The organism is Haemophilus parainfluenzae (assembly GCF_014931375.1).
GTDB lineage: Bacteria > Pseudomonadota > Gammaproteobacteria > Enterobacterales > Pasteurellaceae > Haemophilus_D.
Window position 1 is genome coordinate 514,190 of the sequence record NZ_CP063117.1, and the last position, 26,406, is coordinate 540,595.

The following is a 26,406-nucleotide window of genomic DNA, read 5'->3' on the forward strand; positions in this document are numbered from 1 at the left end:
TAAAAGTGCGGTCGTTTTTTTAATTAATTTTATACTGCTTGTTTCGGTTGTTTGAATACCGTCACTTCTGGTGCTTTGCCGGTAAATTTTTCAACCTGAACAATACAGGTATTTGGTGAGTTACCTTGTGCAAGTTTTGATGTACCTTCATCCCGCGTTAATACGTTCGGGCAACCATTTTTACACAACGGTTTTTCACTTTCGCCTAAGTCCATTGGGTCATACCATGCGCCTTCATGAAGAGCGACAGTGCCTTTGATGATATTTTCTGTGACAACCGCACCCGCTAGCACTTGACCACGTTTACTGTGAACACGAACAATATCACCGTCTTTAATGCCACGCGCAGCCGCATCTTCAGGATGAATCATCACTGGCTCACGATCGTTTACTGCATATTTTTGACGCAATGAAGTATGTGCTAATTGGCTGTGTAAACGATAGTAAGGATGTGGTGTCACTAAAGCTAACGGATATTCTTCCGTCACATTGCCCGCAAACTCTTCTGGTTCCATCCAGCTTGGATGACCTTTACAGTCGTTATAATGCATTTTCTCGATAACATCAGAGAAAATCTCAATTTTGCCTGACGGCGTACCGAGAGGGTTAAGCAATGGATCTTCACGGAACTCGCCATAACGCACCCATTTTTTCGCGGCTTCACCTGCTTCAAAACTTAATGGTTTATTTTCTGCCCAGAATTTATCAAAACGTGGCATTGCAACACGGTTTGCACGAGCTGCAGTAAAGGCTGCATTGTAGAATTCTTCCAGCCATTCCATTTCAGTTTTACCTTCAGTGTATTGCTCTTCCACTCCGGCACGTTTAGCGAGTTCAGCGAAAATATCGTAGTCATTTTTCGCCTCAAATTGTGGTGGAACCACTTGTTTCATCGGGTAAATGCTCATCATGGAGTAATCGCCTGCCATGGTTAAGTCATTACGTTCATAACTGGTGGTTGCAGGCAATACAATATCTGCCATGCGTGCAGTCGGCGTCCAGTTCACTTCATTCACAATCACCACATCCGGTTGTTGGAAAGCCTTCACTAAGGTATTGGTATCTTGATGGTGAACAAATGGATTACCGCCCGCCCAATATACCGCTTTAATGTTCGGGTAAGTAATTTCAGTACCGTTATAGTGAATTTTTTTGCCTGGATGGAGCAACACATCTGAAATACGCGCCAATGGGAAAGCGGATTTAGAGGTATCATCCAACCATGTTTTTGCACCTGCTTTGCCTGATGGACTTGCGGTAATAGAGCCAATAATACCGCCTGTTGCTGTTGGCACTCCACCATTTGAATAGTGATAACTTAACCCGAAACCACCACCCGGCAAGCCAATTTGTCCTAACATAGAGGCTAGCGTTACTAACATCCAATGGGTTTGTTCGCCATGGCGTTGGCGTTGCATACCCCAGCCACCCATTAACATGGTACGTTTGCTAGAGAAATCGGCTGCAAGTTGCTTAATTGTTTCTGCCGGTACACCACAAATTTTTGCCGCCCATTCTGCTGTTTTTGGTTGGCCATCGGTTTTACCTAATAAATATTCCTCGAATTTAGCGTAACCCGACGTATATTTTTTCAAGAAATCCTTATCGTGCTTACCTTGTTCAACTAAAGTATGTGCAATACCCAGCATTAATGGCACATCCGTTGCGGTATTCACTGGAATCCATTCTGCGTTCAGCATTTGGCAAGTTTCACTTTTTTGTGGGTCGATACAAATAATACGTTTTCCACTTGCTTGGAATTTTTTGAAATATTCAATCCCTTTTTGGTCGGTGGACATCCAAGCAATACGCATGGTTGTGAGTGGGTTTGCAGACCAAAGCACAATAATATCGCTGTTTTCCAGCACAGATTCCCAGCTGGTTTGTTGTTCATAAACTTCAATAGTACCAAGCACATGCGGCATGATGACTTGCGCAGCACCCGTAGAGTAATCCCCTTTGTGGCCCACAAAACCACCGGTAGCGTTCATGTAGCGCTGTAATAATGTACGAGAAGCATGTAATGAACCACAACTAAACCAACCATAAGAACCGGCAAAAATGCCTGTTGGCCCATGTTCGTCACGAACACGTTTAAGTTGATTGTGTACTAAATCTAACGCCTCATCCCAAGAAACTCGCACCCATTCATCGCGACCACGCATGGTAGCATCGCTTTTTCCAGGGTTAGCTAAAAAGCCTTTACGCACCATTGGATATTTCACGCGAGTTTCGCTGTAGAGCTGATCAGCCACAACCGTTTGTAATTCGTTCGATACAGCGGGTTCAATAGCTGGACCGGATTTCACAACCTTGCCATCTTCCACAACCACACCAAGCGGTCCCCAGTGAGCCGCCGTAACCACGGTTTTCATTTCAGCTTCTTTTGCCACCGCACTTTTTGATACAACGCCCACCATACCACCAGAAAGGGCACTACCTGCCACGCCTAAAGATGTTTTTTTCAGAAAATCACGACGTTGTTCGTTTACGTTATTCTTTTTCATTTCAGCCTCGTTTTAGATAGTTAATTCATTATTGTTTTGCCATATCTTTGGCATTGCGTTGCAGATAAATAGTTAATGCACGTACTTCATCTTTATTCATTGATGTACGGTCTTTCATGGAATTCACCACACCAATCCATTGGTTAGCCGTGTAATGATCTGCACTAATTGCCGCGTGACAACCACTACATTGAGTTTGATTTAACTGATTACCGTATTGATTAAGTGCGGTCAAATCTGACGTCATTTTTTCTTTTGCAACATTCACCGCAACATTGATTTCTTTCCAGTCAGAATCCGTTACTGCATCATGTACTGTTTTTACGACTTGAACATGGTTACGTGCATCTTCATCCAGTAAAGCAAGTGTGATACGTTTACCTAACTCTTGATAAACAACCGCTTCAGCTCCCACTTGTTGCCAACCATGTAAGGTGCCTTGAACTTGATCGCCATTTACTTTCCATTGCATTAATTCTGCATAAGGCATTAAGCGAACCTCATTTCCTTTATCATTAGTTGCTTTCACCATTTCAGTGGCAAAAATCGCTGAGCCATCAGAGAGAGTACCGCCTTGTACAGCAGAAGATTTTTGCGCATTTTGGCCGCCATGTACTTCAGGAAGGAAGTGAACAATGCCTTTATGACAATCAATACAGGTTTGGCCGTTTGTTTGCGCATCTGTATGGGTTTGTTTTGCTAATTTAGTTTGTTTTGAAAGCTCCATTGCATCAAAACTGTGACAACTGCGACAGGTTTCTGAATCGTTGGCTTTCATATCATTCCATACCATTTGAGCAAGCTCGGCACGGTGGGCTTCATATTTTTCTTTATTTTCAATCTTGCCTTGTGCTTCATACCACAAATCTTTCAAAGCAATAAATTTAGCTTTGACATAATGCCAACCTTCTTTTGGAATATGACAGTCTGAACATTGTGCTCGCACGCCTTTTGCATTAGCAAAGTGGCTAGAACCTTCCCATTCTGCTTTTGGATAGCTCATTGAATGACAACTTTCACAAAACTCCGGTGTACTGGTTTTATGCATAACCCACTGTGTTCCCCACAATGCCACAGCGCCGACACCCGCCAAGCAAAGTGCGGTCACGATTTTCTTCATTTTTGACATAGACACTCCAACTATACAAATAATAAAAAAATATACCTATAAATAATTAGTACAGATTGTAGGGATATAGTGAGAGCAAAACTATGATCTTGCTCAATAAAAGGCTAAACATTCATAATATAAAAATAAAAAAACATTATATAAATCAATATATAATGTTTTTTATTTAATCTAATTAGGAAAATTTAAGAATGAAGAAATTGATTCACGCGTTCAAGCACCGCTTTTCTCACGTTATCCTTTTCAAAAAGGATTTCATGTTTTGCTTGAGGTACAAGCATGGATTCGGCATGCGGAAAAAGTGCGGTCAATTTTTCCAGATTTTTGTTATCCACAATTTTTTCCTTTTCTGCTTGTAGGATAAGTACAGGTGTTTCCACTCTTGGAATAATTTTAGGGAGCGCTTTAATTGCATTTAAACACAAATGTACCCAGCGGAAAGTCGGGCCGCCTAAGTGAATAGCAGCGCGTTTTCGATTAATACGGTTCATCCATTTCATTCGCGTTTTAGAATGGCTAAGTTCATTAAGATTTAAATCTGCCGGTTTGTAATGTCCTTTGCCGAAAACATAACGATGACCTTGACCAAATGCCATCATCGTTGCAATGATGACTTCATCTCGTAACGGATGTTTCATGGGAACGCCAAAGAAAGGCGAAGAAAGCACAGCTTTTTTAATATGATGATCGTAATTGGCCAGATAATAGGTGGAAATTAGAGCGCCGAGAGAGTGCGCGAGAATATATTGGGCTTGATAAGCATAAAGTGCGGTCGTTTTTTCAATGATTTTTGCCATATCATCGGTATAAAAACGAAACTCATCTAAATGCCCTTTTTGAGGAATAATACGCTGTGAATAACCTTGTCCTCGATGATCGAAAAGCAATACATCATAACCTTGTTGGTAGAAATCATAAGCCAACTCAGTCCATTTCAGCATATTTTCTGCTCGACCATTCACCAAAATCATCAATTTTCTGACCACACTTTCAGGCTGAACCAAATGACGATAAGCCAATTTGATATTTCGTTCGCCAGAAAGATATTGCGTCGGAAATTGCTCAAAAAAAGGCAATAACTCCGCAAGAGCAAATTGATGAAAATGAGGTTCTCTGATCATAATTTTCCAATGAAAAGGGCGTAGTGAATACGCCCTTTGTAATGAAAGTAAAAATTATGCCACCAATTGTTTTAAGATACGGCGAACTGGCTCTGCAGCACCCCATAATAATTGGTCACCTACAGTGAATGCCGCTAAGTATTCTGGACCCATTGCCAATTTACGTAAACGACCAACCGGTACGCTTAATGTACCTGTTACTTTAGCTGGGGTTAATTCACGTAATGTGATTTCTTTGTCATTTGGAATCACTTTCACCCATTCGTTGTGAGACGCTAAAATTTGTTCGATTTCTTCTAACGGTAAGTCTTTTTTCAGTTTGATAGTGAATGCTTGGCTGTGGCAGCGTAATGCACCGATACGCACACATAAACCATCAACAGGAATTGGATTATCGCTTAAACCTAAGATTTTGTTGGTTTCTGCATAGCCTTTCCATTCTTCTTTAGTTTGTCCTGTTTCTGGGAGAAGTTTGTCAATCCAAGGGATTAAGCTACCACCTAATGCCGCACCGAAGTTATCAGTTGGGAAACTATCAGAACGCATTTCTGCAGTCACTTTACGTTCAATATCTAAAATTGACGAAGCAGGGTCTTTTAATTCACTTGAAACCGCTTGTTCTAATAAACCCATTTGTGAAAGCAATTCACGCATATTTTTTGCGCCTGCACCTGAAGCCGCTTGGTAAGTTGCAACAGATACCCATTCCACTAAATCTTTTTCAAATAAACCACCAATAGCCATCAACATTAAGCTCACGGTACAGTTACCGCCCACGAAAGTTTTAATGCCTTTTTTCAAGCCTTCAGAAATCACGTGTTGGTTTACTGGATCAAGTACGATAATTGCATCATCTTTCATACGTAGTGCAGACGCTGCATCAACCCAATAACCATCCCAACCTGTTGCTTTTAATTTTGGATAAACTTCATTGGTATAGTCGCCACCTTGACAGGTCACGATAATGTCTAATTTTTTAAGTTCTTCAATGTCGAATGCATTTTTAAGCTCACCCGCTTCTTTGCCTGCGAATACAGGGGCTTTTTGACCTGCTTGAGAAGTGGTGAAGAAAACTGGATTAATATTGGCAAAATCTTGCTCTTGCACCATACGATCCATTAATACGGAACCGACCATTCCGCGCCAACCGATAAAACCGACGTTTTTCATGAGTTTTTCCTTATTTTATGTTGTGTTGAATGGGTCTATTAATTACAGGCTTTATGCCACAAAATCAAGTTTTTTTAGAAAAAATGAGGCTTTGTTTAATTTTTCTCAATAAAAAATCCCCTTTCGGGGATTTATTGATTATTTATCTGCTTTTTTCGTGGTTTTCTTTACCGTTTTTTTCGGCTCAGATTTACCTTCAGATTTGACCGCACTTTTCTTTGCTGTGGTAGATTTTGTTGTCTTCTCTTTTGTCGTAGCGGGTTTAGTCGCTTTTTTCTTTGGCTTTTCAGCTAAATTTGCCGCTTTCCATTCTTCAAATTTTTCAAGTAACACTTTACCCATTGGGCTTGGATCACCTGTAAATAAGGTTTGTAAGCCGTTATTTTCAATGATATGACGACGAAGTTCTAAACGTTCTTGATGGTTTTCTGCTAAACGAATTGCACGTTCAACATATTCATCTACCGTATTTGCAATTAACCATTCCGGTAAACCTAAACGTTTGAATAACCCTTCATCAATATGTTCATGCACTTCTGCACCGGTTTTACATACGCCCACTAAACCTAATGTCACCATATCAATAATGCCATTCGTGTTACCGAATGGGAATGGGTTTACCATCATATCGCAGTTATGCAAAATACGAAGATATTGATCATAAGGCGCATGTGGATGAGCTGTCGCATCATTGCCTAAATAAGATTTAATAAAACGCTCAACGTAAGGGTGTGTCACACCACTGGATTGACCTAAAGCAAAGTGGAAATGAACTTTAACATTCGCACGATCACGAATAGCCTTTAATGCTGCTAAGAAATATGGGTTAAGCTTCATTGTAGTAGAAGCAATACCAATATTCACCACTTCTGGATTTTCACGTAAGCGATATTCTACGTGTTGTGGAGCAAGCGCTGAAGGCACATAAGGTAAAGCATCTTTTGGTAAACGTAATAATTGCTCACTGAAACATTTTTCAGAACCCACATAATCATCTTCTACAATCACATATTCAATAAAATCAGAATGTGTCGTAGCAGGGTGGCCTAACGCAATCACTTGAACTGGCGCAAGACGCGTGTTACTTGCAAAAATGGTGGTTAAATCCATCCCGATACTTGGCATATAAAGAACGGCCGCACCATTTTTTTCACAAATCTCTTTTAACTCATTCAATTTACTAAAAATATTATCACCTTTTAATAAATGGAATTCATCAAACACTGCTTGGCCTGCTGCATCTACAGCTTCATTACCCACACCAATTAAATGAAAACGCTCACGTGCAGCAATCATTGAAGTGGAATGTGTACGATAAATTGAATGGGATGAATGGAAATGCTCCAATAATACGACCATGACAGGTTTGCCATCACGTTCACCTAATTTCGTGACATCGCGATCTGTCCATCCACCTTGCAATAAATGACGACGAATGACTTGGTTCAATGCTTTTTTCACCCAGTGTTTATTTTCAGCAATATCGTAGCTGCAATGCATATATACATCGTGTGAAATTGCACTCGGCACATTATTTAAGTTTTTAATCGTCGCTAATTTTTCAGGGAACCATTGTAAAAGTGTACCACGCTTAGAAAAAGCTTGATCAGTACCGATAAAACGTGGTGATTGCAATGCAAAACAAAGGGATGCACATAATTCAGGGTCTAAATTCCATAAAGCATCAAGATTAACATTCACATTAGATTCTGGCAGATAGAAAATACAGAATTTAATCAATGATGATCTCGCATTATCTAAATGGAAATCGGATAAATTAGTTTTATCTGGATTGCGGTTATAAGTTTGCAACACATGATCAGCATTCACAAAAGGTGATGATGCAAAAATCATATTAATCCAACGTTGTAAAGTAAAGAAACGTTGTGCTCCACCTTCAGAAATATCTAATTTAGGATCAGAAAATAGCTCGCTCATTGCTACCGCTACACGGGTACAAAAATGCTTAATTTTATCTTGTACTAATTCATCATTTAATTGGCTAGGATAATCAATTTCAATGCCTTCAATGCCACCAAAATTAGTATCAATTTTGCTTAAAATATCGAGCAATTCTACGCAAGCTGCTTCATAATTTTTTGCCGCAACTTCTTGTTCAAAACGGATAACACTGGGTTGTTTTTGTGTTTCTGCCATTTTTTAATTCCTTTGGTAAAAAATAAATAAGATTAATAATTAACAGGTTCCCCACAGATCGTATTCATCTGAATGAGTAATGGTTACTTTAATAAATTCACCTACTTTCACAGGCGAGCCACTTAGATTTTCAATATAAACTAAGCCATCAACTTCGGGTGCATCAGCTTTTGTACGCCCGATAATACCTTCGTCATCAATTTCATCCACAATTACATCAAGCGTTTGGCCAATTTTTTGTTTTAATCGTTCAGCCGAAATTTCTTGTTGTAACTGCATAAAGCGGTGGAAACGTTCTTCTTTTACATCTTCAGGTACTTGGTCGGCCATTTCAGTTGCAGGTGCGCCTTCTACCGGACTAAATTTGAAACAGCCCACGCGATCAAGTTGTGCTTCTTTTAAGAAATCCAATAACATTTGGAAGTCTTCTTCTGTTTCCCCCGGGAAACCTACGATAAAAGTTGAACGCAAGGTTAAATCAGGACAAATCTCACGCCATTGCTTGATACGCTCTAAAGTGCGGTCAATTTTTCCTGGTCTTTTCATCGCTTTTAAAATTTTTGGACTCGCATGTTGTAATGGAATATCCAAATAAGGCAACAATAAACCTTCCGCCATTAATGGAATTAAATCATCCACATGAGGATAAGGATAAACGTAATGTAAACGCACCCAAATACCTAATTTACCAAGCTGTTTACACAAGGTCATTAAGTCATTTTTAATTGGCATACCATTCCAGAAAGCCGTTTTCACACCACCTTCTTTACGTTGTGTATCCATTGCATAAGCAGAAGTATCTTGTGAAACGACCAATAACTCTTTCACGCCTGCATCAGCAAGACGTTTTGCTTCATCCAATACTTGCGTAATAGAACGGCTTTCTAAATCCCCACGTAATGAAGGGATTATACAGAATGTACAGCGATGATCACAGCCTTCTGAGATTTTCAAATAAGCATAGTGTTTAGGCGTTAATTTCACCCCTTGTTTTGGTACAAAGCTGGTGTAGGGATTATGCTCTGGTTTCGGTACATATTTGTGTACTTGTGCCATTACCGTTTCATAACTGTGCGGACCGCTCACTTCCAATACTTTTGGGTGAACTTGGCGAATTTGATCTTCCTTCGCCCCTAAACAGCCGGTCACAATCACGCGTCCGTTTTCTTCCAACGCCTCTCCAATGGCTTCTAGGGATTCCTGTACAGCGCTATCAATAAAACCGCAAGTATTCACAATAACCAAGTCCACATTTTCATAACTTGGCACAATGTTATACCCATCAGTACGTAATTCAGTCAGAATACGTTCAGAATCCACTAAATTTTTAGGACAACCTAAACTTACAAAGCCAATATTCGGCGTTGATTTTTGCATAAATTTATTCTCAGCTATCATCATCTTTCAAAGCTTGAGATTTTACTCAATTTCAAGCAGAAAGGCGATAAATTAAAGGTAAATTGATTGTAAATTTGCCCATTAAAGTCCTTTTTTCAGGTAGAATAATGCCCGTTTTTTATTTACTCATATTCATTATTAACATGGAAAATTCTTTTCTTTTTTCTACCGCTCTTGAACAGACGGCTTATTTACTTATCCTAGGGAAAATGCTACTCGCACTTGTACTTGGCGGGATTATTGGCTTAGAACGTGAACTTAAACACAAACCGGTTGGGGTCAAAACCTGCGCCATTATTGCGGTGACAACTTGTGTACTGACGATTGTCTCCATTCAAGCCGCGGAACATTATGCGCAAGTTTCAGATAATATCCGAACTGACCCTATGCGACTTGCCGCTCAAGTAATCAGTGGCATCGGTTTCTTAGGTGCAGGGGTAATTTTACACAAGAAAAATGATGCGATTTCAGGTTTAACCACTGCAGCAATAATCTGGGCTGCGGCAGCTATTGGTGTGGCAACAGGTGCTGGCTTTATTTTTGATGCGATTATTGCCACTTTAATGATTTTAATCGCCATCCGTATCAGCCCGATTGTGCAACGTTATGTTCGCCGTAAAACCTATAAAAAACGTACTCGCTTGGCTATTCAACTGAGTTCTGCAAACGGCATCAGTAAAGTGACCGATTTATTATTGAAACATGATTACCGCATTGAAAATATTTCGGTAAAAGATCAAGCTAGCGGCGAAGTTCGCTTGCAAGTCCGATGCTACAACATTGATAATGAAATGCTAAAAGATGTCTATACGCTGTTAAAAACAGAAGATGAAGTACTGAGTGTAGATGTAGAAAATTAAATTATTACTAATAGCTATTACCAACAAAAATAAACTGAATAAAAATTATTTATTAAGTGTCTATATTTAGAATATATTATATTACTAATAAAGGTTATTACTTTACCTTTAAATATTTTGTGACGAATATCACAAAATGATAAAATAAAAGATGACAAATTTGATTTTTAGATTATTCTGGTGGTGCTTCGCAGTTAGAAGCAAGTGTTAAGTTGTATTAAGTTTATCTTCTATTAAAAGGATTTTAATATGCTGAACTTGCTATCTCCTAACCAAACTTGGGTTATTATTGATCCAAGATTATCTTTTTATTTTCCCATAATTCATTAATCCTTTCTTATTAATTATCAAAGTATTTTCATTTTAGAAAATAAATTTTTTATTTAAACCAAGAAAATTAATTTTGGAGGATTTTTCTATGGAAAATTTTAAACATTTACCTGAGCCTTTCCGTATTCGTGTTATTGAACCAGTAAAAAGAACCTCTCGTGAATACCGTGAACAAGCGATCTTAAAATCAGGAATGAATCCATTTTTATTGGATAGTGAAGATATTTTCATTGACCTTCTAACTGATAGTGGTACTGGAGCTGTCACACAAGATATGCAATCTGCAATGTTGCGTGGAGATGAAGCTTACAGTGGTAGTCGCAGTTATTATGCGTTAGCTAAAGCTGTAAAAGATATTTTTGGTTATGAATATACAATCCCTACTCACCAAGGTCGTGGTGCTGAACAAATTTATATTCCTGTATTGATTGCTAAACGTGAACGTGAGAAAGGTTTAGATCGAAGCAAAATGGTTGTTTTCTCTAACTATTTCTTTGATACCACACAAGGGCATAGCCAAATTAATGGAGCAACAGTTCGCAATGTTTATATAAAAGAGGCATTTGATACAACAGCAAAATTTCCATTTAAAGGTAACTTTGATTTAGAAAAATTAGAAAAAGGTATTCAAGAAGCTGGGGCACATAATGTACCTTACATTGTATGTACCATTACTTGTAACTCTGCGGGTGGTCAACCAGTTTCTATTGCAAACTTAAAAGGCATGTATGAAATTGCCCGTAAATACGATATTCCAGTCATCATGGATTCAGCTCGTTTTGCCGAAAACGCCTATTTTATTCAACAACGTGAAGAAGCTTATAAAGACTGGACTATTGAACAAATTACTTACGAAAGCTATCGCTATGCTGATGCTTTAGCTATGTCCGCCAAAAAAGATGCTATGGTGCCAATGGGTGGTATTTTAGCATTTAAAGATAAATCAATGGAAGATGTCTATCACGAATGTAGAACTCTTTGTGTTGTTCAAGAAGGTTTCCCTACTTATGGTGGTTTAGAAGGTGGCGCAATGGAACGCTTGGCTGTTGGCTTACGTGACGGTATGCGCCAAGAATGGCTGGCTTATCGTATCGCGCAAATTGAATATTTGGTTGCAGGCTTAGAAAAAATTGGTGTACCTTGCCAACAACCGGGTGGGCACGCAGCGTTCGTAGATGCGGGTAAATTATTACCACATATTCCAGCCGACCAATTCCCAGCACAAGCTCTTTCTTGCGAACTTTATAAAGTTGCAGGTATAAGAGCGGTAGAAATTGGCTCATTTTTATTAGGACGGGATCCTAAGACTGGTAAACAACTACCATGTCCAGCAGAGCTTTTACGCTTAACTGTACCACGTGCAACTTATACACAAACCCATATGGATTTCATTATTGAGGCATTCCAAAAAGTGAAAGAAAATGCAGAGAATATTAAAGGTTTAACTTTTACTTATGAACCAAAAGTTCTCCGCCACTTTACGGCTCGTTTAAAAGAAGTTGAATAATATAACGAAAAATGCAGTTCATTTTGAACTGCATTTTTTATAAACAGCTAACTCAATAATTTGTTATTGATAAGGATGTTCTATGAAAAAACAACCTTCCATTTTTGGTGGCGCATGTATTATTGCTAGTGTTTGCGTTGGAGCTGGAATGCTTGGTTTACCAACATCTGGTGCTGGAGCTTGGACATTATGGTCAGCATTAGCAATTTGCTTAACGATGATAGTCATGACATTATCAGGCTGGTTATTACTTGAGGCCTATTCCACTTATGATTTAAGAGCATCATTTAGTACTGTAACTAAAGATATGCTCGGTTCAACCATCAATTCTGTTAATAACCTTGCAGTATATTTTGTAGGGGGTATTTTGCTTTATGCTTATACCACTGCATCAGGCGGTATACTAGAGAACCTTATTAAACCATGGATTGATTTAGGTTCATCCACATTGGCTATTTGCTCTACTGTATTTGTATTAGTCTTTTCCTTCTTTGTTTGGCATTCCACTCGCATTGTTGACAGAATATCTGTTTTATTGATTGTATTCATGGGGTTTACTTTCATTTTTAGTACTTATGGATTGGCAACTAATATTAGTTTAGACACTTTATTAGACATTGGTGGAAAAGATACAAACTATGCAAAATATGCTGTAGGGATGTTTCCTGTTGCATTAACATCTTTCGGTTACCATCATTCTGTTTGTACTATGCGAGCCTATTATGGAGACGAGAAAAAAGCTAAATATGCCATTTTAGGTGGAACAGCAATTGCTCTTACACTTTATTTACTTTGGATTTTTTCAATTTTCGGAAATTTGCCTCGTGATCAATTTGCTCCTGTAATAGCTAGCGATGGAAATTTAGATATATTACTTAACGCTTTAGGTGGAGTAATAGAATCTAACACGGTTAAACAAATGATTAATGCGTTTTCTATAGCCGCAATTTTATCATCTTTTATTGGCGTGGGATTAGGGATATTTGATTATTTGGCTGATTTCTTTAAATTTGATAATTCTAAAATTGGACGAACAAAGTCATGGGCTGTGACTTTCCTACCTCCATTAATTATGTCAATTTTATTTCCATTGGGTTTCTTAAAAGCCATTGGGTATGCCGGCGCAGTAGCGACAATTTGGACCTGTATAATTCCAGCTATTCTCGCTTATAAATCCCGCAAAATAAATGCAGCAGCAACATTCCGAGTTTGTGGTGGAAATAGCTTAATAATCTTTATTGCATTATTTGGTGTTTTTGTCGCTATTTTCCATTTTCTAGAAATGTTTAACTACTTGCCTGTCTTTAAAGGATAAATATAGACCTAAAGAGCGGTGAAAAATCTCAACAAATATTCACCGCTCTTTTTTATCTAGCTTTTTCCCCTTTTGGCTCCTAAAATAACTGCCACAAAACCTATCTTTATTAAGTTTCAAAGCAGGTAATTAGATGATTTCTGAAGAAAATTTCCAGCAGCATACGCCGATGATGCAGCAATATCTCAAGTTAAAAGCAGAAAATCCTGACATTTTATTATTTTATCGAATGGGGGATTTTTACGAGCTTTTTTATGATGATGCAAAAAAAGCGGCAGCGTTGTTAGATATTTCTTTAACGAAACGTGGACAATCAGCAGGTAATCCAATACCCATGGCTGGCGTACCTTATCATGCGGTAGAAGGTTATTTAGCAAAATTAGTACAATTAGGTGAACCTGTAGCTATTTGTGAGCAAGTGGGTGATCCTGCCACATCAAAAGGGCCGGTTGAGCGCAAAATTGTACGAATTGTGACACCAGGTACAGTGAGTGATGAAGCGCTTTTACCAGAACGCCAAGATAACTTAATTGTGGCCGTTTATCAGGAAAAAGAAAAATTCGGTCTAGCCACATTAGACATGACATCTGGACGCTTTCAGCTTTGTGAACCTCATTCAAAAGAAGCCTTGCAAGCTGAATTACAGCGTATTAATCCCGTAGAATTACTTTATTGTGAAGATTTTGCCGAAATGGCCATTATCGAGCATTATAAAGGCCTACGCCGTCGTCCAATTTGGGAATTTGAACTCAGTACGGCGATTTCTGAACTTAATCGTCAATTTGGTACAAAAGATTTACGTGCATTTGGTGTGGAAAAATCCCCTCTTGGCTTAGCTGCTGCAGGCTGTTTATTGCAGTATGCAAAAGAAACACAACGTGCTTCTCTTCCACATATTCAAAGCATCAGTGTTATTCAAAATAACGATAATATTCAATTAGATGCCGCAACACGCCGAAATTTAGAACTCACTCAAAATCTTGCGGGAGGCACAGAAAACACGCTGGCTTCGGTATTAGATAAATGTGTTACGCCAATGGGTAGCCGTTTGTTAAAACGCTGGATTCATCAGCCTATCCGTCAAACAGACATTCTATTAAAACGCCAAAAAACCATTGGTGAAATTATTGAGCAAGATTTGTATCACGAATTGCAGCCTTATTTGCAACAAGTGGGTGATATGGAACGTATTCTTGCTCGTGTAGCACTGCGTTCTGCACGTCCTCGCGATCTCACGCGTTTACGTACTGCATTAGAACAAATTGAACCGATAAAATCGCTAATTAATACAAAAACATCATCAAATTTGACCGCACTTTCCGCGCAAATTAGTGATTTTTCTGCGCAAATCGAGCTACTTCAAAAAGCAATTATTGAAACCCCTCCGTTATTAATTCGCGATGGTGGCGTTATTGCTGAAGGCTATAATGCCGAATTAGATGAATGGCGAACCCTTTCCGCTGGTGCTACGCAATATTTAGAAAATTTAGAACAACGCGAACGAGAAAGCACGGGCATTGATACCTTAAAAATTGGTTTTAATGCAGTGCATGGCTATTACATTCAAATTAGCCAAGGACAAGCTCATAAAGCACCAATTCATTATGTTCGCCGTCAAACTTTAAAAAATGCCGAACGTTACATTATTCCTGAATTAAAAGAATACGAAGATAAGGTTTTAAAATCAAAAGGCGCGGCGCTTGCTTTAGAAAAACAACTTTATGATGAATTATTTGATTTATTATTACCACATTTAGGTCAATTACAATTAGCCAGCTTGGCATTATCTGAATTAGATGTGTTAGTTAATCTCGCAGAACGAGCAGAAACCTTAAATTATGTTGCACCACAATTTAGCGATGAAATTGGCGTAAAAATTGAAAATGGTCGTCATCCTGTAGTGGAACAAGTCTTAAAAGACCCTTTTATTGCTAATCCAGTGAATCTCAATCAGCAACGTCATTTACTGATTATTACTGGCCCAAATATGGGCGGTAAAAGTACCTATATGCGTCAAACAGCTTTAATTACGTTAATGGCCTATATAGGCAGTTTTGTGCCGGCTGATAGCGCGGTTATAGGGCAAATTGATCGTATTTTTACTCGAATTGGTGCTTCTGACGATTTGGCATCCGGTCGTTCTACATTTATGGTGGAAATGACCGAAATGGCGAATATTCTTCATCAAGCCACTTCACAAAGTTTAGTGCTGATTGATGAAATTGGACGCGGTACTTCTACCTATGATGGGCTTTCTTTAGCTTGGGCTTGTGCTGAATGGTTAGCGAAGAAAACTCGTTCGCTTACGTTATTTGCGACCCATTATTTTGAACTCACTGCGCTTCCAGAACAAATTGAAGGTATTGCTAATATTCATTTAGATGCATTAGAACATAACAATACCATCGCCTTTATGCACGCGGTTCAAGACGGTGCGGCAAATAAAAGTTATGGTCTTGCTGTTGCAGCATTGGCTGGTGTACCACAATCTGTCATTAAACTGGCTAAGCAAAAATTACATCAATTAGAAAAATTGTCAGCACAAAATGGTGATCAACAAATTCAACATTTAAGAGCATTAAATCAACATCAAGGTGAATTGGCTTTTGAAGCAGAACCGGATGCTTTACGCGAAGCTATTGAGCAGCTTGATCCAGATGAATTAAGTCCAAAACAAGCATTAGCTTATTTGTATCAATTGAAGAAAATGCTGTAAGAAATAAAAAAGAGCGGTCAAAAAATTCATTGTTTTTTATGACCGCTCTTTTATTTTCACTAATTTCTTAAAATCTCATAGATTTCAGAATCTTTTCTATCGAGATAATGGATGGATTGGATTTTACGAATAGTGCGTGATTTACCACGGATTAATAAAGTTTCTGTGGTGGCCAAGTTACCACGACGAGAAATCCCTTTAAGCAATTCACCGTGCGTAATTCCCGTTGCAGCAAAAACAAGGTTATCATCACGTACTAAATCTTCTAATTTTAAGATTTCATTGACCTTCACACCTAAGGCTTCACAACGTTGAATTTCTTCAGCGGCAATTTTACGGTTTTCTTCTGTATCACCTTTCACTTCATTGCGTGGAATAAGACGAGCTTGCATATCTCCACCTAATGCACGAATTGCAGCAGCAGCTGCCACACCTTCAGGTGCACCGCCAATGCCATAAACCATATCCACTTCAGCATCCGGTAAACAGCATAAAACCGAAGCCGCCACATCACCATCTGGAATAGCCATCACGCGAATACCAAGATTATGCATTTGTTTAATCACTTCATCATGACGTGGTTTAGCGAGCACCATCACGGTTAAATCTGATAATGATTTACCTAAACGAGAAGCCACACGACGAAGGTTTTGTTCAATCGGTAAACTTAAATCGATCATGCCTTTCACTTCAGGGCCGACGACCAATTTTTCCATATACATATCGGGTGCTTTTAAGAAGGTACGTTTACCACCAGCTGCCAACACAGAAATGGCATTTGATTGGCCCATTGCGGTCATTCTTGTGCCATCAATCGGATCAACCGCAATAGAAACGAGTTCACCATTACCTGAGCCCACTTTTTCGCCAATATAAAGCATTGGTGCTTCGTCAATTTCCCCTTCACCAATCACAATTTCACCGTCCATATGGATTAAATTCAGCATATAACGCATGGCTTTGACTGCTGCCTCATCTGCCGCATTTTTATTACCACGACCAAGCCAAGTATAAGCTGCTAATGCTGCCGCTTCGGTTACTCTTGAAAATTCAATAGCTAATGCACGATTCATTTTTCTCTCCCAATGCAAAAAGTCTCGTTATTTTATCACTAAGCAAACGTTTGCATAATAAATTTTGACAAGAGGCTTTTAAAAATAGGATTAAGTCGGTAGAATAAAGCCGTTTCGGACTTATTTTAAAAAAGGAAATCACTATGTCTTTAGAAATTTTAGATCAGCTTGAAGAAAAAATTAGACAAGCAGTAGAAACCATTCAATTACTTCAACTTGAAGTAGAAGAATTAAAAGAACAAAAAAATCAATCTCAACAAGCGGTAGAAGCGTTGCAACATGAAAATGAGCAACTTAAAAATGAACACCGCAACTGGCAAGAACATATTCGTTCATTATTGGGTAAATTCGACAACGTATAATGACTATAAAGGCTTAGAAAATCTAAGCCTTTTTTCTTATTAGGAAACAATATGAATATTTGCGTGATTTCAGGCAGCACATTAGGCGGCGCTGAATATGTGGCAGAGCATTTAGAAGAGGTGTTAAAAACACAAAATTTTTCTACCGCACTTTTCCACGGACCAGAACTTGATGATGTGATTGATGAAAATATTTGGTTGATTGTCACTTCAACACATGGTGCAGGTGAATTGCCTGATAATTTGAAACCACTCTTTGAACAAATTGCGGCATCAGATAAAGATTTCTCTTCTCTCCGCTTTGCCGTTGTAGGCTTAGGCAATTCAGATTACGATACATTCTGTCATGCCGTGAATAAAGTTGAAACACAATTAAGTGAAAAAAGTGCGGTCAAAATTTGCAACAGTTTAAAAATCGATGTCTTGCATGTTGATGATCAAGAACAATTTGCTGAAGATTGGCTACCACAATTTATAAATGCACTTTAGTCATAATAAAGCGATAATTTGAGTTATCGCTTTTTCTTTATCCATTATCCTAAAAAATCACCTGTGGATAACTTTAATAAAACCTGTCAAAAACTTGTTCTTTTCCACTGAGTAAATATGATGATTGTTTTAACTGTGGATAAAATTGAAGGTTATACACAAGAAAAAACCTTCAAACTGACGACATTTCAACACTATCTAAAACGATCTAACTTCTTCATTTAAAAAAGGAAAAGGATCTTATTCACAAGATAAATGGATCCTAATAGTAACAATAATAAGATCTTTATATATAAATAGATCTTATCTTTATTACCTCTCGATCTTATCTCATCACAGATTGAATTCTTGCTTTCAAGCACACGTAATTTTCAGTAGAATAGCGCCTATTTTTAGATCGAAGATCAAATTGAAGACGAAGAGAGAGATATGTTTTACACCGAAAATTATGATGTGATCGTTGTTGGTGGCGGTCATGCCGGTACAGAAGCCGCATTGGCTCCGGCACGCATGGGATTAAAAACCCTGTTATTGACACATAATGTTGATACCCTTGGACAAATGTCATGTAACCCTGCTATTGGTGGTATTGGTAAAGGCCATTTAGTGAAAGAAGTGGATGCCATGGGTGGCTTAATGGCGCACGCTGCAGATAAGGCGGGGATTCAATTTCGTACTTTAAACAGCAGTAAAGGGCCTGCTGTACGTGCAACTCGTGCTCAAGCTGACCGCGTGTTATATCGCCAAGCCGTACGCATCGCACTAGAAAATCAACAGAATTTAGATATTTTCCAACAAGAAGTAACCGATATTTTAATTGAGCAAGATCGAGTTTGTGGTGTGGAAACCAAAATGGGACTTAAATTCCGTGCTAAATCGGTCATTTTAACTGCCGGTACTTTCTTAGCGGGTAAGATCCATATTGGTTTAGAACATTATGAAGGTGGTCGAGCTGGTGATCCGGCATCTGTTACACTTTCTCATCGTTTACGTGATCTGAATTTACGTGTAGATCGTTTAAAAACCGGTACGCCACCACGTATTGATGCACGCACGATCAATTTTGATATATTGGCTAAACAACATGGTGATGCCATATTACCTGTATTTTCTTTTATGGGATCGGTATCTGATCACCCTCAACAAATTCCTTGTTATATCACGCACACTAATGAACAAACTCATGAAGTGATCCGTAATAATTTGGATCGCAGTCCAATGTATACCGGTGTGATTGAAGGGATCGGTCCGCGTTATTGCCCATCTATTGAAGATAAAGTGATGCGTTTTGCAGATCGTAATTCACATCAAATTTATTTGGAACCGGAAGGCTTAACCAGTAACGAAGTGTATCCAAACGGGATCTCTACTAGTTTGCCGTTTGACGTGCAAATGGGCATTGTGAATTCCATGAAAGGTTTGGAAAAAGCGCGCATCATTAAACCGGGTTATGCCATTGAATATGATTATTTTGATCCGCGTGATTTAAAACCAACGTTAGAAACTAAATCGATTTCGGGTTTATTCTTTGCCGGTCAAATTAACGGTACAACGGGTTATGAAGAAGCGGCGGCACAAGGTTTATTGGCAGGGATTAACGCAGGACTTTACGTACAAGAGAAAGAAGCATGGTATCCACGTCGCGATCAATCTTATACAGGCGTATTGGTGGATGATCTTTGTACACTTGGTACCAAAGAACCATATCGCGTATTTACTTCTCGTGCTGAATACCGTTTGTTATTACGTGAAGATAATGCGGATATTCGTTTAACGCCAATAGCCCATGAATTAGGTTTGATTGATGAGGCTCGTTGGGCGCGCTTTAATCAAAAAATGGAAAATATTGAACAAGAACGCCAACGCTTACGCAGCATTTGGTTGCATCCGCGTTCTGAATATTTAGAAGAAGCCAATAAAGTACTTGGTAGTCCACTTGTGCGTGAAGCCAACGGTGAAGATTTATTACGCCGTCCAGAAATGACCTACGATATTTTGACTTCTTTAACGCCATATCAACCGGCAATGGAAGATAGAGAAGCCGTAGAACAAGTGGAAATTGCTATTAAGTATCAAGGCTATATTGAGCATCAACAAGAAGAAATTGAAAAACAAAAACGTCACGAAAATACGGCTATTCCGGCTAACTTTGATTACAGCAAAGTGTCTGGTTTATCTAATGAAGTACGTGCGAAATTGGAACAGCATCGTCCGATTTCCATTGGTCAAGCAAGCCGAATTTCAGGCGTTACTCCTGCAGCAATTTCAATTATTCTGGTGAATTTGAAAAAACAAGGCATGCTAAAACGTGGGGAGTAAACTTCTCAGGTATTGAAAGCAAAAGTGCGGTGAATTTTCATCGCACTTTTTTATATTACAAATTAAAAAAATGTAATTAGTAGGCTAAATTTTTGCTGAAATAAAAACACTAAGGATTTTAACCGCACTTTCAAGTAGAATGACGACAAACAGACAAGATAGATAGAAAAATGAAAGCAAAACTCGAAAATTTACTGGCTCAAGCTGAAATTCAATTAACCGATCTACAAAAAGATCAACTGATCCAGTTAGTACAATTACTCAATAAATGGAATAAAGCCTATAACTTAACCTCTGTGCGTGATCCACAGGAAATGTTAGTGAAACATATCTTGGATAGTATTGTTGTTAGTCCTTATTTACAAGGGGATCGTTTTATTGATGTAGGAACCGGTCCAGGCTTGCCAGGCCTGCCTTTAGCCATTATTAATCCTACCAAGCAATTTGTCTTGTTAGATAGTTTAGGTAAGCGTATTAGCTTTATTCGAAATGCAGTACGTGAGTTAGGACTAACAAATGTAGAACCTGTTCTTAGCCGCGTTGAGGAATACCAACCTGAACAAAAATTCGACGGTGTATTAAGTCGTGCATTTGCTTCGTTAAAAGATATGACAGATTGGTGTCATCATTTGCCAAAGAAAGATGGATATTTTTATGCCTTGAAAGGCATTTATCACGAAGATGAAGTTCAAGAATTAGACAAAAAATTCGAAGTAAAAGACGTAATAACTTTACATGTTCCTGAGCTTGTAGGTGAACGACATTTAATCGTTTTACGATAAAACACACTTTTTTTACGGCTATTTTGTTAATTATTTTTTAAAAGTGTGATTTGTTTAACATTTTTTAGTGGTTTAAAAGTTGAAACTCTTTGTAGCACGGGTATAATTAGATGGTTTTTGTATTTTAAAAAAATAAGATAATGTCTAAGGTTTTAACACAGGCTAAAAATCGATATCAAAAGGCGATAATCATTGAGTCGGTTTGTCTTGTTGTTTTTGGGGTATTCCTTGCAATTTGGCAAGGTGAAAGTGCGGTAGATTTCAGTTTAGGATTTATCAGTGCTTTTGTACCATTTTGTGCTTTTGCTTATATTGTTTTTTTTCGCAAACAAGATTTTTCAACAAAATTAAAGGCATTTTATCTTGCTGAAGTAGTTAAGTTTCTATTCACTATTTTGTTGGTTATAACCTTTTTTAAATGGTTTGAAATTACTAATTTTTTACTGTTTTTTAGCGGTTTTATGGTGGCATTATTATTGAATAATTTGCTTCCTTTTTTGTTTAGATAAAACAGCATCCATTTTATTATTTTTTATACAGGGTATTTATTATGTCAGGACAAACCTCGATTGAGTATATCCAGCACCATTTGACTTACCTAACCACAGGGGAAGGATTTTGGACCTTTAATTTAGATACATTTTTCTTTTCTATCGTTTGCGGTTTAGTTTTTATTGGTATTTTTTATAAAGTAGCTAAAAAAACGACAACCGGTGTTCCAGGAAAATTGCAGTGTGCAGTTGAAATGGCTGTAGAATGGATAGATGGTGTCGTTCGTGAAAACTATCATGGAAAACGAGGGGTTATTGCGCCATTAGCATTAACTATCTTCGTTTGGGTGTTTATCATGAATGCAATTGACCTTGTACCTGTTGATTACATCCCTCAACTTTTTGCTTTAATTAGCGGAGATCATCATATTCCTGTACGTGCCGTGCCTACTACAGATATGAACATGACCTTCGCAATGTCTATTTCTGTATTTATTCTAATTCTGTTTTATACCGTGAAATCTAAAGGTATTACAGGATTGGTTAAAGAATATACGTTACATCCTTTTAATCATTGGGCTTTTATTCCCGTAAACTTACTATTAGAGTCTGTTACTTTAATTTCAAAACCAGTCTCTCTTGCTTTACGTTTGTTCGGTAATATGTATGCTGGTGAGTTGATTTTCATTCTTATCGCAGTGATGTATTCAGCTAATGCTTTCGTTGCTGCTATGGGAGTGCCATTGCATTTAGTTTGGGCTATATTCCATATTTTGGTTATAACGTTGCAAGCCTTTGTTTTCATGATGTTAACTGTTGTTTATCTCAGTATCGCTTATAACAAAGCCGAACATTAATTAACTTTTTTATTAACAAACCGGGCGAAAGCCTTAACTCAACTTGGAGAAATCTTATGGAAACTGTAATTAGTGCAACAATTATTGCATCTGCGATTATGCTTGCTTTTGCTGCTTTAGGTACTGCAATTGGCTTCGGTCTTTTAGGTGGTAAATACCTAGAATCTGCAGCTCGCCAACCTGAATTAGCTAACTCACTACTTACAAAAATGTTTATCGTTGCAGGTCTATTGGATGCGATTGCTATGATTGCAGTTGGTATCGGCTTGTACTTTGCATTTGCAAACCCATTTGCCTCATTATTAGGTTAATAAACAACAAACAGCCTATTAAAGAAGGGGGTATGTTGTGAATATTAATGCAACATTAATTGGCCAAACTATAGCATTTATCATCTTTGTATGGTTTTGTGTTAAATATGTATGGCCACCAATTATTAAAGCAATTGAGGAACGTCAGAGCCAAATTGCGAACGCGTTAGCGTCAGCTGAAGCAGCGAAAAAAGAGCAAGCAGATACTAAAAATCTTGTGGAACAAGAACTTTTATCTGCAAAAGTACAAGCTCAAGAGATTTTAGATGCTGCGAATAAACGTCGCAATGAAGTGTTAGACGAAGTGAAGGCAGAAGCCGAAGAACTGAAAGCAAAAATTATTGCTCAAGGTTATGCTGAAGTAGAAGCAGAACGTAAACGTGTTCAAGAAGAATTACGTGTTAAAGTGGCTTCATTAGCAGTGGCTGGTGCTGAGAAAATTGTGGGTCGTTCTATTGATGAAGCGGCAAACAATGACATTATTGATAAATTAGTTGCAGAGTTATAAGAGGCTTAGCTTATGTCAGAATTAACTACAATAGCTCGCCCTTATGCAAAAGCTGCATTCGACTTTGCCATTGAACAAAGTGCGGTTGAAAAATGGACTGAAATGTTAGGTTTTGCTGCAGCCGTAGCTGAAGATGAAACGGTAAAAGCTTACTTAAGTAGTTCTCTTTCTGCACAGAAATTATCTGATACAGTAATTTCTATTTGTGGCGAACAATTGGATCAATATGGGCAAAATCTTATTCGGTTAATGGCTGAAAATAAGCGTTTGAGTGCGATTCCTACCGTGTTTGAAGAATTTAAACATTATGTGGAAGAACATCAAGCTATTGCAGAAGTTGAAGTAACTTCAGCACAACCATTGAATGCAACACAAATCGAAAAAATTGCAGCTGCAATGGAAAAAAGATTAGCTCGCAAAGTGAAATTAAATTGCAATGTAGATAGCTCACTGATTGCCGGTGTAGTGATTCGTACAGAAGATTTTGTAATTGACGGAAGTAGTCGTGGACAACTTGCTCGTCTCGCAAATGAGTTGCAATTATAAGAGGAATACAAGATGCAACTAAATTCAACTGAAATTAGTGAATTGATTAAAAAACGCATCGCTCAATTTGACGTGGTGAGCGAAGCCCGTAATACAGGGACAATTGTTTCTGTAAGCGACGGGATTATTCGTATTCATGGCTTAAGCGATGTGATGCAAGGCGAAATGATCGCCTTACCAGGCAACCGTTACGCAATGGCACTTAACCTTGAACGTGATTCTGTTGGTGCGGTAGTAATGGGTCCTTACGCAGATTTAGCGGAAGGTATGGAAGTACAATGTACTGGCCGTATTCTTGAAGTACCAGTTGGTCGTGGTTTATTAGGTCGTGTGGTAAATACACTTGGTCAACCAATTGATGGTAAAGGTGAAATTGAAAACGATGGTTTCTCTCCTGTTGAAGTCATTGCACCAGGTGTTATCGATCGTAAATCTGTTGATCAGCCTGTACAAACTGGTTATAAAGCGGTTGACTCAATGGTGCCAATCGGTCGTGGTCAACGTGAGTTAATCATCGGTGACCGTCAAACGGGTAAAACAGCATTAGCAATCGACGCAATCATTAACCAACGTGATTCAGGTATTAAATGTATCTATGTAGCGATCGGCCAAAAAGCGTCGACTATTGCAAACGTAGTACGTAAATTAGAAGAGCACGGTGCGCTTGAAAATACTATCGTTGTTGCGGCATCTGCATCTGAATCAGCTGCTTTACAATATTTAGCGCCTTATGCTGGTTGTGCAATGGGTGAATATTTCCGTGATCGCGGTGAAGATGCGTTAATCGTTTACGATGACTTATCAAAACAAGCCGTTGCTTATCGTCAAATTTCATTATTATTACGTCGTCCACCAGGTCGTGAAGCCTATCCAGGTGACGTATTCTATCTACACTCACGTTTACTTGAACGTGCAGCACGTGTAAACGAAGAATACGTAGAAAAATTCACTCAAGGTGCAGTAAAAGGAAAAACTGGTTCTTTAACCGCTCTTCCAATTATTGAAACTCAAGCAGGTGACGTTTCAGCATTCGTTCCAACCAACGTAATTTCGATTACCGATGGTCAGATTTTCTTAGAATCTAACTTGTTTAACTCTGGTATTCGTCCAGCGGTAAACCCTGGTATTTCGGTCTCTCGTGTGGGTGGTTCTGCACAAACTAAAGTAGTGAAAAAATTAGCTGGTGGTATTCGTACCGCATTAGCTCAATATCGTGAATTAGCGGCATTTGCTCAGTTCGCATCTGACCTTGACGATGCTACCCGCAAACAACTTTCTCACGGTGAAAAAGTCACTGAATTATTGAAACAAAAACAATATGTACCGCTTAGCGTAGCAGAGCAATCTGTGTTGCTTTTCGCGGTTGAGTTTGGCTATTTAGAAGATGTGGAATTGCAAAAAATTGCAAGTTTTGAAGCCGCACTTTTAGATTACGCTCGCCGTAACCACAGCGAGTTTATGGCTGAATTGACCAAAACCGGCAATTACAATGATGAAGTTAAAGCATCATTGAAATCGATTTTGGATAACTTTAAAGCCAACAGCGCGTGGTAAAAGTAACGGAGAAATAAGATGGCAGGTGCAAAAGAGATAAAAACCAAAATTGCCAGTGTACAAAGTACACAAAAAATTACAAAGGCAATGGAAATGGTGGCGACCTCGAAAATGCGTAAAACGCAGGATCGTATGTCGGCTTCTCGTCCGTATTCTGAAACAATACGAAATGTTATCAGCCACGTCTCTAAAGCAAGTGTTGGTTATAAACACCCATTTTTAATTCAACGCGAAGTGAAAAAAGTCGGGATCTTAGTGGTCTCGACTGACCGCGGAATGTGTGGTGGTTTGAACATTAACTTGTTTAAAACCGTCATGACAGAAATCAAACAATGGAAAGATAAAGGTGTTAATGTTGAATTGGGTTTAATTGGCTCAAAAGGCATTAGCTTCTTCCGTTCATTAGGATTACCTGTTCGTGCACAACTTTCCGGTTTGGGTGATAATCCGACAATGGAAGACTTAATTGGTGTTGCAAACGGTATGTTTGGTAGCTATAAAGACGAAGAAGTAGATGCAGTTTATATTGCCTACAATAAATTCGTTAATACAATGGCACAAAAACCTGTTTATCAACAATTAATACCATTACCGGCATTAGAAACCGATAATTTAGAGCAAAGACAAAGCACCTGGGATTACCTTTACGAGCCAGAGCCAAAAGTCTTATTAGACAGTTTGCTTACTCGTTATTTGGAATCACAAGTGTATCAATCTGTGGTAGATAACCTTGCTTCCGAGCAAGCTGCTAGAATGGTAGCAATGAAAGCGGCAACTGATAATGCAGGTAATTTAATCAATGACTTGCGATTAGTTTACAATAAAGCCCGTCAAGCAAGTATTACAAATGAATTAAACGAAATCGTCGCCGGCGCGGCAGCGATTTAATGAAAGAGGAACGGTA

At 38.4% G+C, this 26,406-nt stretch carries 23 protein-coding genes; 16 read left to right on the plus strand and 7 right to left on the minus strand.

The genetic code is table 11. The features are described from left to right. Window positions 1-29: 29 nt before the first annotated feature. The 6 genes from torA to rimO all read right to left on the minus strand — a co-directional run bounded on the left by torA (window position 30) and on the right by rimO (window position 9,461). On the minus strand, window positions 30-2,507 hold the full coding sequence (gene torA, locus INP95_RS02485) for a trimethylamine-N-oxide reductase TorA (RefSeq protein WP_197560829.1): 2,478 nt from the start codon (window positions 2,505-2,507) through the stop codon (window positions 30-32). Between the two features lie 28 nt (window positions 2,508-2,535). Next, window positions 2,536-3,636, minus strand: a complete 1,101-nt coding sequence (locus INP95_RS02490) for a NapC/NirT family cytochrome c (RefSeq protein ID WP_197560830.1) — start codon at window positions 3,634-3,636, stop codon at window positions 2,536-2,538. A 185-nt stretch (window positions 3,637-3,821) separates the two neighbouring features. After that, window positions 3,822-4,757 carry an alpha/beta fold hydrolase gene (locus INP95_RS02495; RefSeq protein WP_197560831.1) on the minus strand — a complete coding sequence of 312 codons (936 nt, stop codon included), beginning with the start codon at window positions 4,755-4,757 and terminating at the stop codon, window positions 3,822-3,824. 54 nt (window positions 4,758-4,811) lie between these two features. Further along, window positions 4,812-5,927, minus strand: a complete 1,116-nt coding sequence (gene asd, locus INP95_RS02500; RefSeq protein ID WP_054420070.1) for an aspartate-semialdehyde dehydrogenase — start codon at window positions 5,925-5,927, stop codon at window positions 4,812-4,814. A gap of 138 nt (window positions 5,928-6,065) precedes the next feature. After that, on the minus strand, window positions 6,066-8,084 hold the full coding sequence (locus tag INP95_RS02505) for a UDP-glucose:protein N-beta-glucosyltransferase (RefSeq protein WP_197560832.1): 2,019 nt from the start codon (window positions 8,082-8,084) through the stop codon (window positions 6,066-6,068). Between the two features lie 39 nt (window positions 8,085-8,123). Then, window positions 8,124-9,461, minus strand: a complete 1,338-nt coding sequence (gene rimO, locus INP95_RS02510; protein WP_197560833.1) for a 30S ribosomal protein S12 methylthiotransferase RimO — start codon at window positions 9,459-9,461, stop codon at window positions 8,124-8,126. Between the two features lie 164 nt (window positions 9,462-9,625). Here rimO and INP95_RS02515 point away from each other — a divergent pair, with 164 nt between their 5' ends. The 5 genes from INP95_RS02515 to mutS all read left to right on the plus strand — a co-directional run bounded on the left by INP95_RS02515 (window position 9,626) and on the right by mutS (window position 16,210). Continuing rightward, window positions 9,626-10,342: an MgtC/SapB family protein gene (locus INP95_RS02515; RefSeq protein WP_014064479.1), complete on the plus strand. Its 717-nt coding sequence runs from the start codon at window positions 9,626-9,628 to the stop codon at window positions 10,340-10,342. A 249-nt stretch (window positions 10,343-10,591) separates the two neighbouring features. Further along, window positions 10,592-10,672 carry a tryptophanase leader peptide gene (gene tnaC, locus INP95_RS09930; protein ID WP_080972355.1) on the plus strand — a complete coding sequence of 27 codons (81 nt, stop codon included), beginning with the start codon at window positions 10,592-10,594 and terminating at the stop codon, window positions 10,670-10,672. An 88-nt stretch (window positions 10,673-10,760) separates the two neighbouring features. After that, entirely contained in the window at window positions 10,761-12,179 is a 1,419-nt protein-coding gene (gene tnaA, locus INP95_RS02525) for a tryptophanase (RefSeq protein ID WP_197560834.1), read from the plus strand. 82 nt (window positions 12,180-12,261) lie between these two features. Then, a complete protein-coding gene (locus INP95_RS02530; protein WP_197560835.1) occupies window positions 12,262-13,494 on the plus strand; it encodes an aromatic amino acid transporter in 1,233 nt (410 codons plus the stop codon). 133 nt (window positions 13,495-13,627) lie between these two features. Next, window positions 13,628-16,210 (plus strand): DNA mismatch repair protein MutS, encoded by a 2,583-nt coding sequence (gene mutS, locus INP95_RS02535; RefSeq protein ID WP_197560836.1) that lies wholly within the window; start codon window positions 13,628-13,630, stop codon window positions 16,208-16,210. Window positions 16,211-16,269: 59 nt separating this feature from the next. Here the strand turns inward: mutS and glpX are convergent, their stop codons facing one another. Then, entirely contained in the window at window positions 16,270-17,283 is a 1,014-nt protein-coding gene (glpX, locus tag INP95_RS02540; RefSeq protein WP_197560837.1) for a class II fructose-bisphosphatase, read from the minus strand. A 143-nt stretch (window positions 17,284-17,426) separates the two neighbouring features. Here glpX and zapB point away from each other — a divergent pair, with 143 nt between their 5' ends. From zapB to atpG, 11 genes are all read left to right on the plus strand, one after another. Next, window positions 17,427-17,645, plus strand: a complete 219-nt coding sequence (gene zapB / locus INP95_RS02545) for a cell division protein ZapB (RefSeq protein WP_049370030.1) — start codon at window positions 17,427-17,429, stop codon at window positions 17,643-17,645. 51 nt (window positions 17,646-17,696) lie between these two features. Continuing rightward, window positions 17,697-18,134 carry an FMN-binding protein MioC gene (gene mioC, locus INP95_RS02550; RefSeq protein ID WP_049370029.1) on the plus strand — a complete coding sequence of 146 codons (438 nt, stop codon included), beginning with the start codon at window positions 17,697-17,699 and terminating at the stop codon, window positions 18,132-18,134. A 429-nt stretch (window positions 18,135-18,563) separates the two neighbouring features. Next, the gene (gene mnmG / locus INP95_RS02555) at window positions 18,564-20,453 is read left to right on the plus strand and encodes a tRNA uridine-5-carboxymethylaminomethyl(34) synthesis enzyme MnmG (protein ID WP_197560838.1); all 1,890 of its coding nucleotides are present in this window, start codon (window positions 18,564-18,566) and stop codon (window positions 20,451-20,453) included. Window positions 20,454-20,623: 170 nt separating this feature from the next. Next, window positions 20,624-21,235, plus strand: coding sequence for a 16S rRNA (guanine(527)-N(7))-methyltransferase RsmG (gene rsmG / locus INP95_RS02560; protein ID WP_178162431.1), 612 nt, complete (start codon window positions 20,624-20,626; stop codon window positions 21,233-21,235). 140 nt (window positions 21,236-21,375) lie between these two features. After that, window positions 21,376-21,744, plus strand: coding sequence for an ATP synthase subunit I (locus tag INP95_RS02565; RefSeq protein WP_005699282.1), 369 nt, complete (start codon window positions 21,376-21,378; stop codon window positions 21,742-21,744). A 41-nt stretch (window positions 21,745-21,785) separates the two neighbouring features. After that, a complete protein-coding gene (atpB, locus tag INP95_RS02570) occupies window positions 21,786-22,583 on the plus strand; it encodes a F0F1 ATP synthase subunit A (protein ID WP_005699269.1) in 798 nt (265 codons plus the stop codon). 56 nt (window positions 22,584-22,639) lie between these two features. Further along, on the plus strand, window positions 22,640-22,894 hold the full coding sequence (gene atpE / locus INP95_RS02575; RefSeq protein WP_005699353.1) for a F0F1 ATP synthase subunit C: 255 nt from the start codon (window positions 22,640-22,642) through the stop codon (window positions 22,892-22,894). Window positions 22,895-22,931: 37 nt separating this feature from the next. Then, entirely contained in the window at window positions 22,932-23,402 is a 471-nt protein-coding gene (gene atpF / locus INP95_RS02580) for a F0F1 ATP synthase subunit B (RefSeq protein ID WP_005699345.1), read from the plus strand. Window positions 23,403-23,414: 12 nt separating this feature from the next. Further along, entirely contained in the window at window positions 23,415-23,948 is a 534-nt protein-coding gene (gene atpH / locus INP95_RS02585; protein ID WP_102704235.1) for a F0F1 ATP synthase subunit delta, read from the plus strand. A gap of 12 nt (window positions 23,949-23,960) precedes the next feature. Further along, window positions 23,961-25,502, plus strand: a complete 1,542-nt coding sequence (gene atpA, locus INP95_RS02590) for a F0F1 ATP synthase subunit alpha (protein WP_049365101.1) — start codon at window positions 23,961-23,963, stop codon at window positions 25,500-25,502. A gap of 18 nt (window positions 25,503-25,520) precedes the next feature. Next, window positions 25,521-26,390 (plus strand): F0F1 ATP synthase subunit gamma, encoded by an 870-nt coding sequence (gene atpG, locus INP95_RS02595; protein ID WP_005694946.1) that lies wholly within the window; start codon window positions 25,521-25,523, stop codon window positions 26,388-26,390. Window positions 26,391-26,406: the final 16 nt, after the last annotated feature.

What these genes read in the sequence shown, in the direction of transcription:
- asd (WP_054420070.1), bottom strand. Translation starts at nt 5,927, where the DNA reads ATGAAAAACGTCGGTTTTATCGGTTGGCGCGGAATGGTCGGTTCCGTA.
- mutS (WP_197560836.1), top strand. Translation starts at nt 13,628, where the DNA reads ATGATTTCTGAAGAAAATTTCCAGCAGCATACGCCGATGATGCAGCAA.
- glpX (WP_197560837.1), bottom strand. Translation starts at nt 17,283, where the DNA reads ATGAATCGTGCATTAGCTATTGAATTTTCAAGAGTAACCGAAGCGGCA.
- INP95_RS02530 (WP_197560835.1), top strand. Translation starts at nt 12,262, where the DNA reads ATGAAAAAACAACCTTCCATTTTTGGTGGCGCATGTATTATTGCTAGT.
- rsmG (WP_178162431.1), top strand. Translation starts at nt 20,624, where the DNA reads ATGAAAGCAAAACTCGAAAATTTACTGGCTCAAGCTGAAATTCAATTA.
- atpA (WP_049365101.1), top strand. Translation starts at nt 23,961, where the DNA reads ATGCAACTAAATTCAACTGAAATTAGTGAATTGATTAAAAAACGCATC.
- INP95_RS02495 (WP_197560831.1), bottom strand. Translation starts at nt 4,757, where the DNA reads ATGATCAGAGAACCTCATTTTCATCAATTTGCTCTTGCGGAGTTATTG.
- mioC (WP_049370029.1), top strand. Translation starts at nt 17,697, where the DNA reads ATGAATATTTGCGTGATTTCAGGCAGCACATTAGGCGGCGCTGAATAT.
- atpG (WP_005694946.1), top strand. Translation starts at nt 25,521, where the DNA reads ATGGCAGGTGCAAAAGAGATAAAAACCAAAATTGCCAGTGTACAAAGT.
- INP95_RS02565 (WP_005699282.1), top strand. Translation starts at nt 21,376, where the DNA reads ATGTCTAAGGTTTTAACACAGGCTAAAAATCGATATCAAAAGGCGATA.
- atpH (WP_102704235.1), top strand. Translation starts at nt 23,415, where the DNA reads ATGTCAGAATTAACTACAATAGCTCGCCCTTATGCAAAAGCTGCATTC.
- atpB (WP_005699269.1), top strand. Translation starts at nt 21,786, where the DNA reads ATGTCAGGACAAACCTCGATTGAGTATATCCAGCACCATTTGACTTAC.
- atpE (WP_005699353.1), top strand. Translation starts at nt 22,640, where the DNA reads ATGGAAACTGTAATTAGTGCAACAATTATTGCATCTGCGATTATGCTT.
- torA (WP_197560829.1), bottom strand. Translation starts at nt 2,507, where the DNA reads ATGAAAAAGAATAACGTAAACGAACAACGTCGTGATTTTCTGAAAAAA.
- INP95_RS02505 (WP_197560832.1), bottom strand. Translation starts at nt 8,084, where the DNA reads ATGGCAGAAACACAAAAACAACCCAGTGTTATCCGTTTTGAACAAGAA.
- INP95_RS02515 (WP_014064479.1), top strand. Translation starts at nt 9,626, where the DNA reads ATGGAAAATTCTTTTCTTTTTTCTACCGCTCTTGAACAGACGGCTTAT.
- mnmG (WP_197560838.1), top strand. Translation starts at nt 18,564, where the DNA reads ATGTTTTACACCGAAAATTATGATGTGATCGTTGTTGGTGGCGGTCAT.
- tnaC (WP_080972355.1), top strand. Translation starts at nt 10,592, where the DNA reads ATGCTGAACTTGCTATCTCCTAACCAAACTTGGGTTATTATTGATCCA.
- INP95_RS02490 (WP_197560830.1), bottom strand. Translation starts at nt 3,636, where the DNA reads ATGTCAAAAATGAAGAAAATCGTGACCGCACTTTGCTTGGCGGGTGTC.
- tnaA (WP_197560834.1), top strand. Translation starts at nt 10,761, where the DNA reads ATGGAAAATTTTAAACATTTACCTGAGCCTTTCCGTATTCGTGTTATT.
- rimO (WP_197560833.1), bottom strand. Translation starts at nt 9,461, where the DNA reads ATGCAAAAATCAACGCCGAATATTGGCTTTGTAAGTTTAGGTTGTCCT.
- zapB (WP_049370030.1), top strand. Translation starts at nt 17,427, where the DNA reads ATGTCTTTAGAAATTTTAGATCAGCTTGAAGAAAAAATTAGACAAGCA.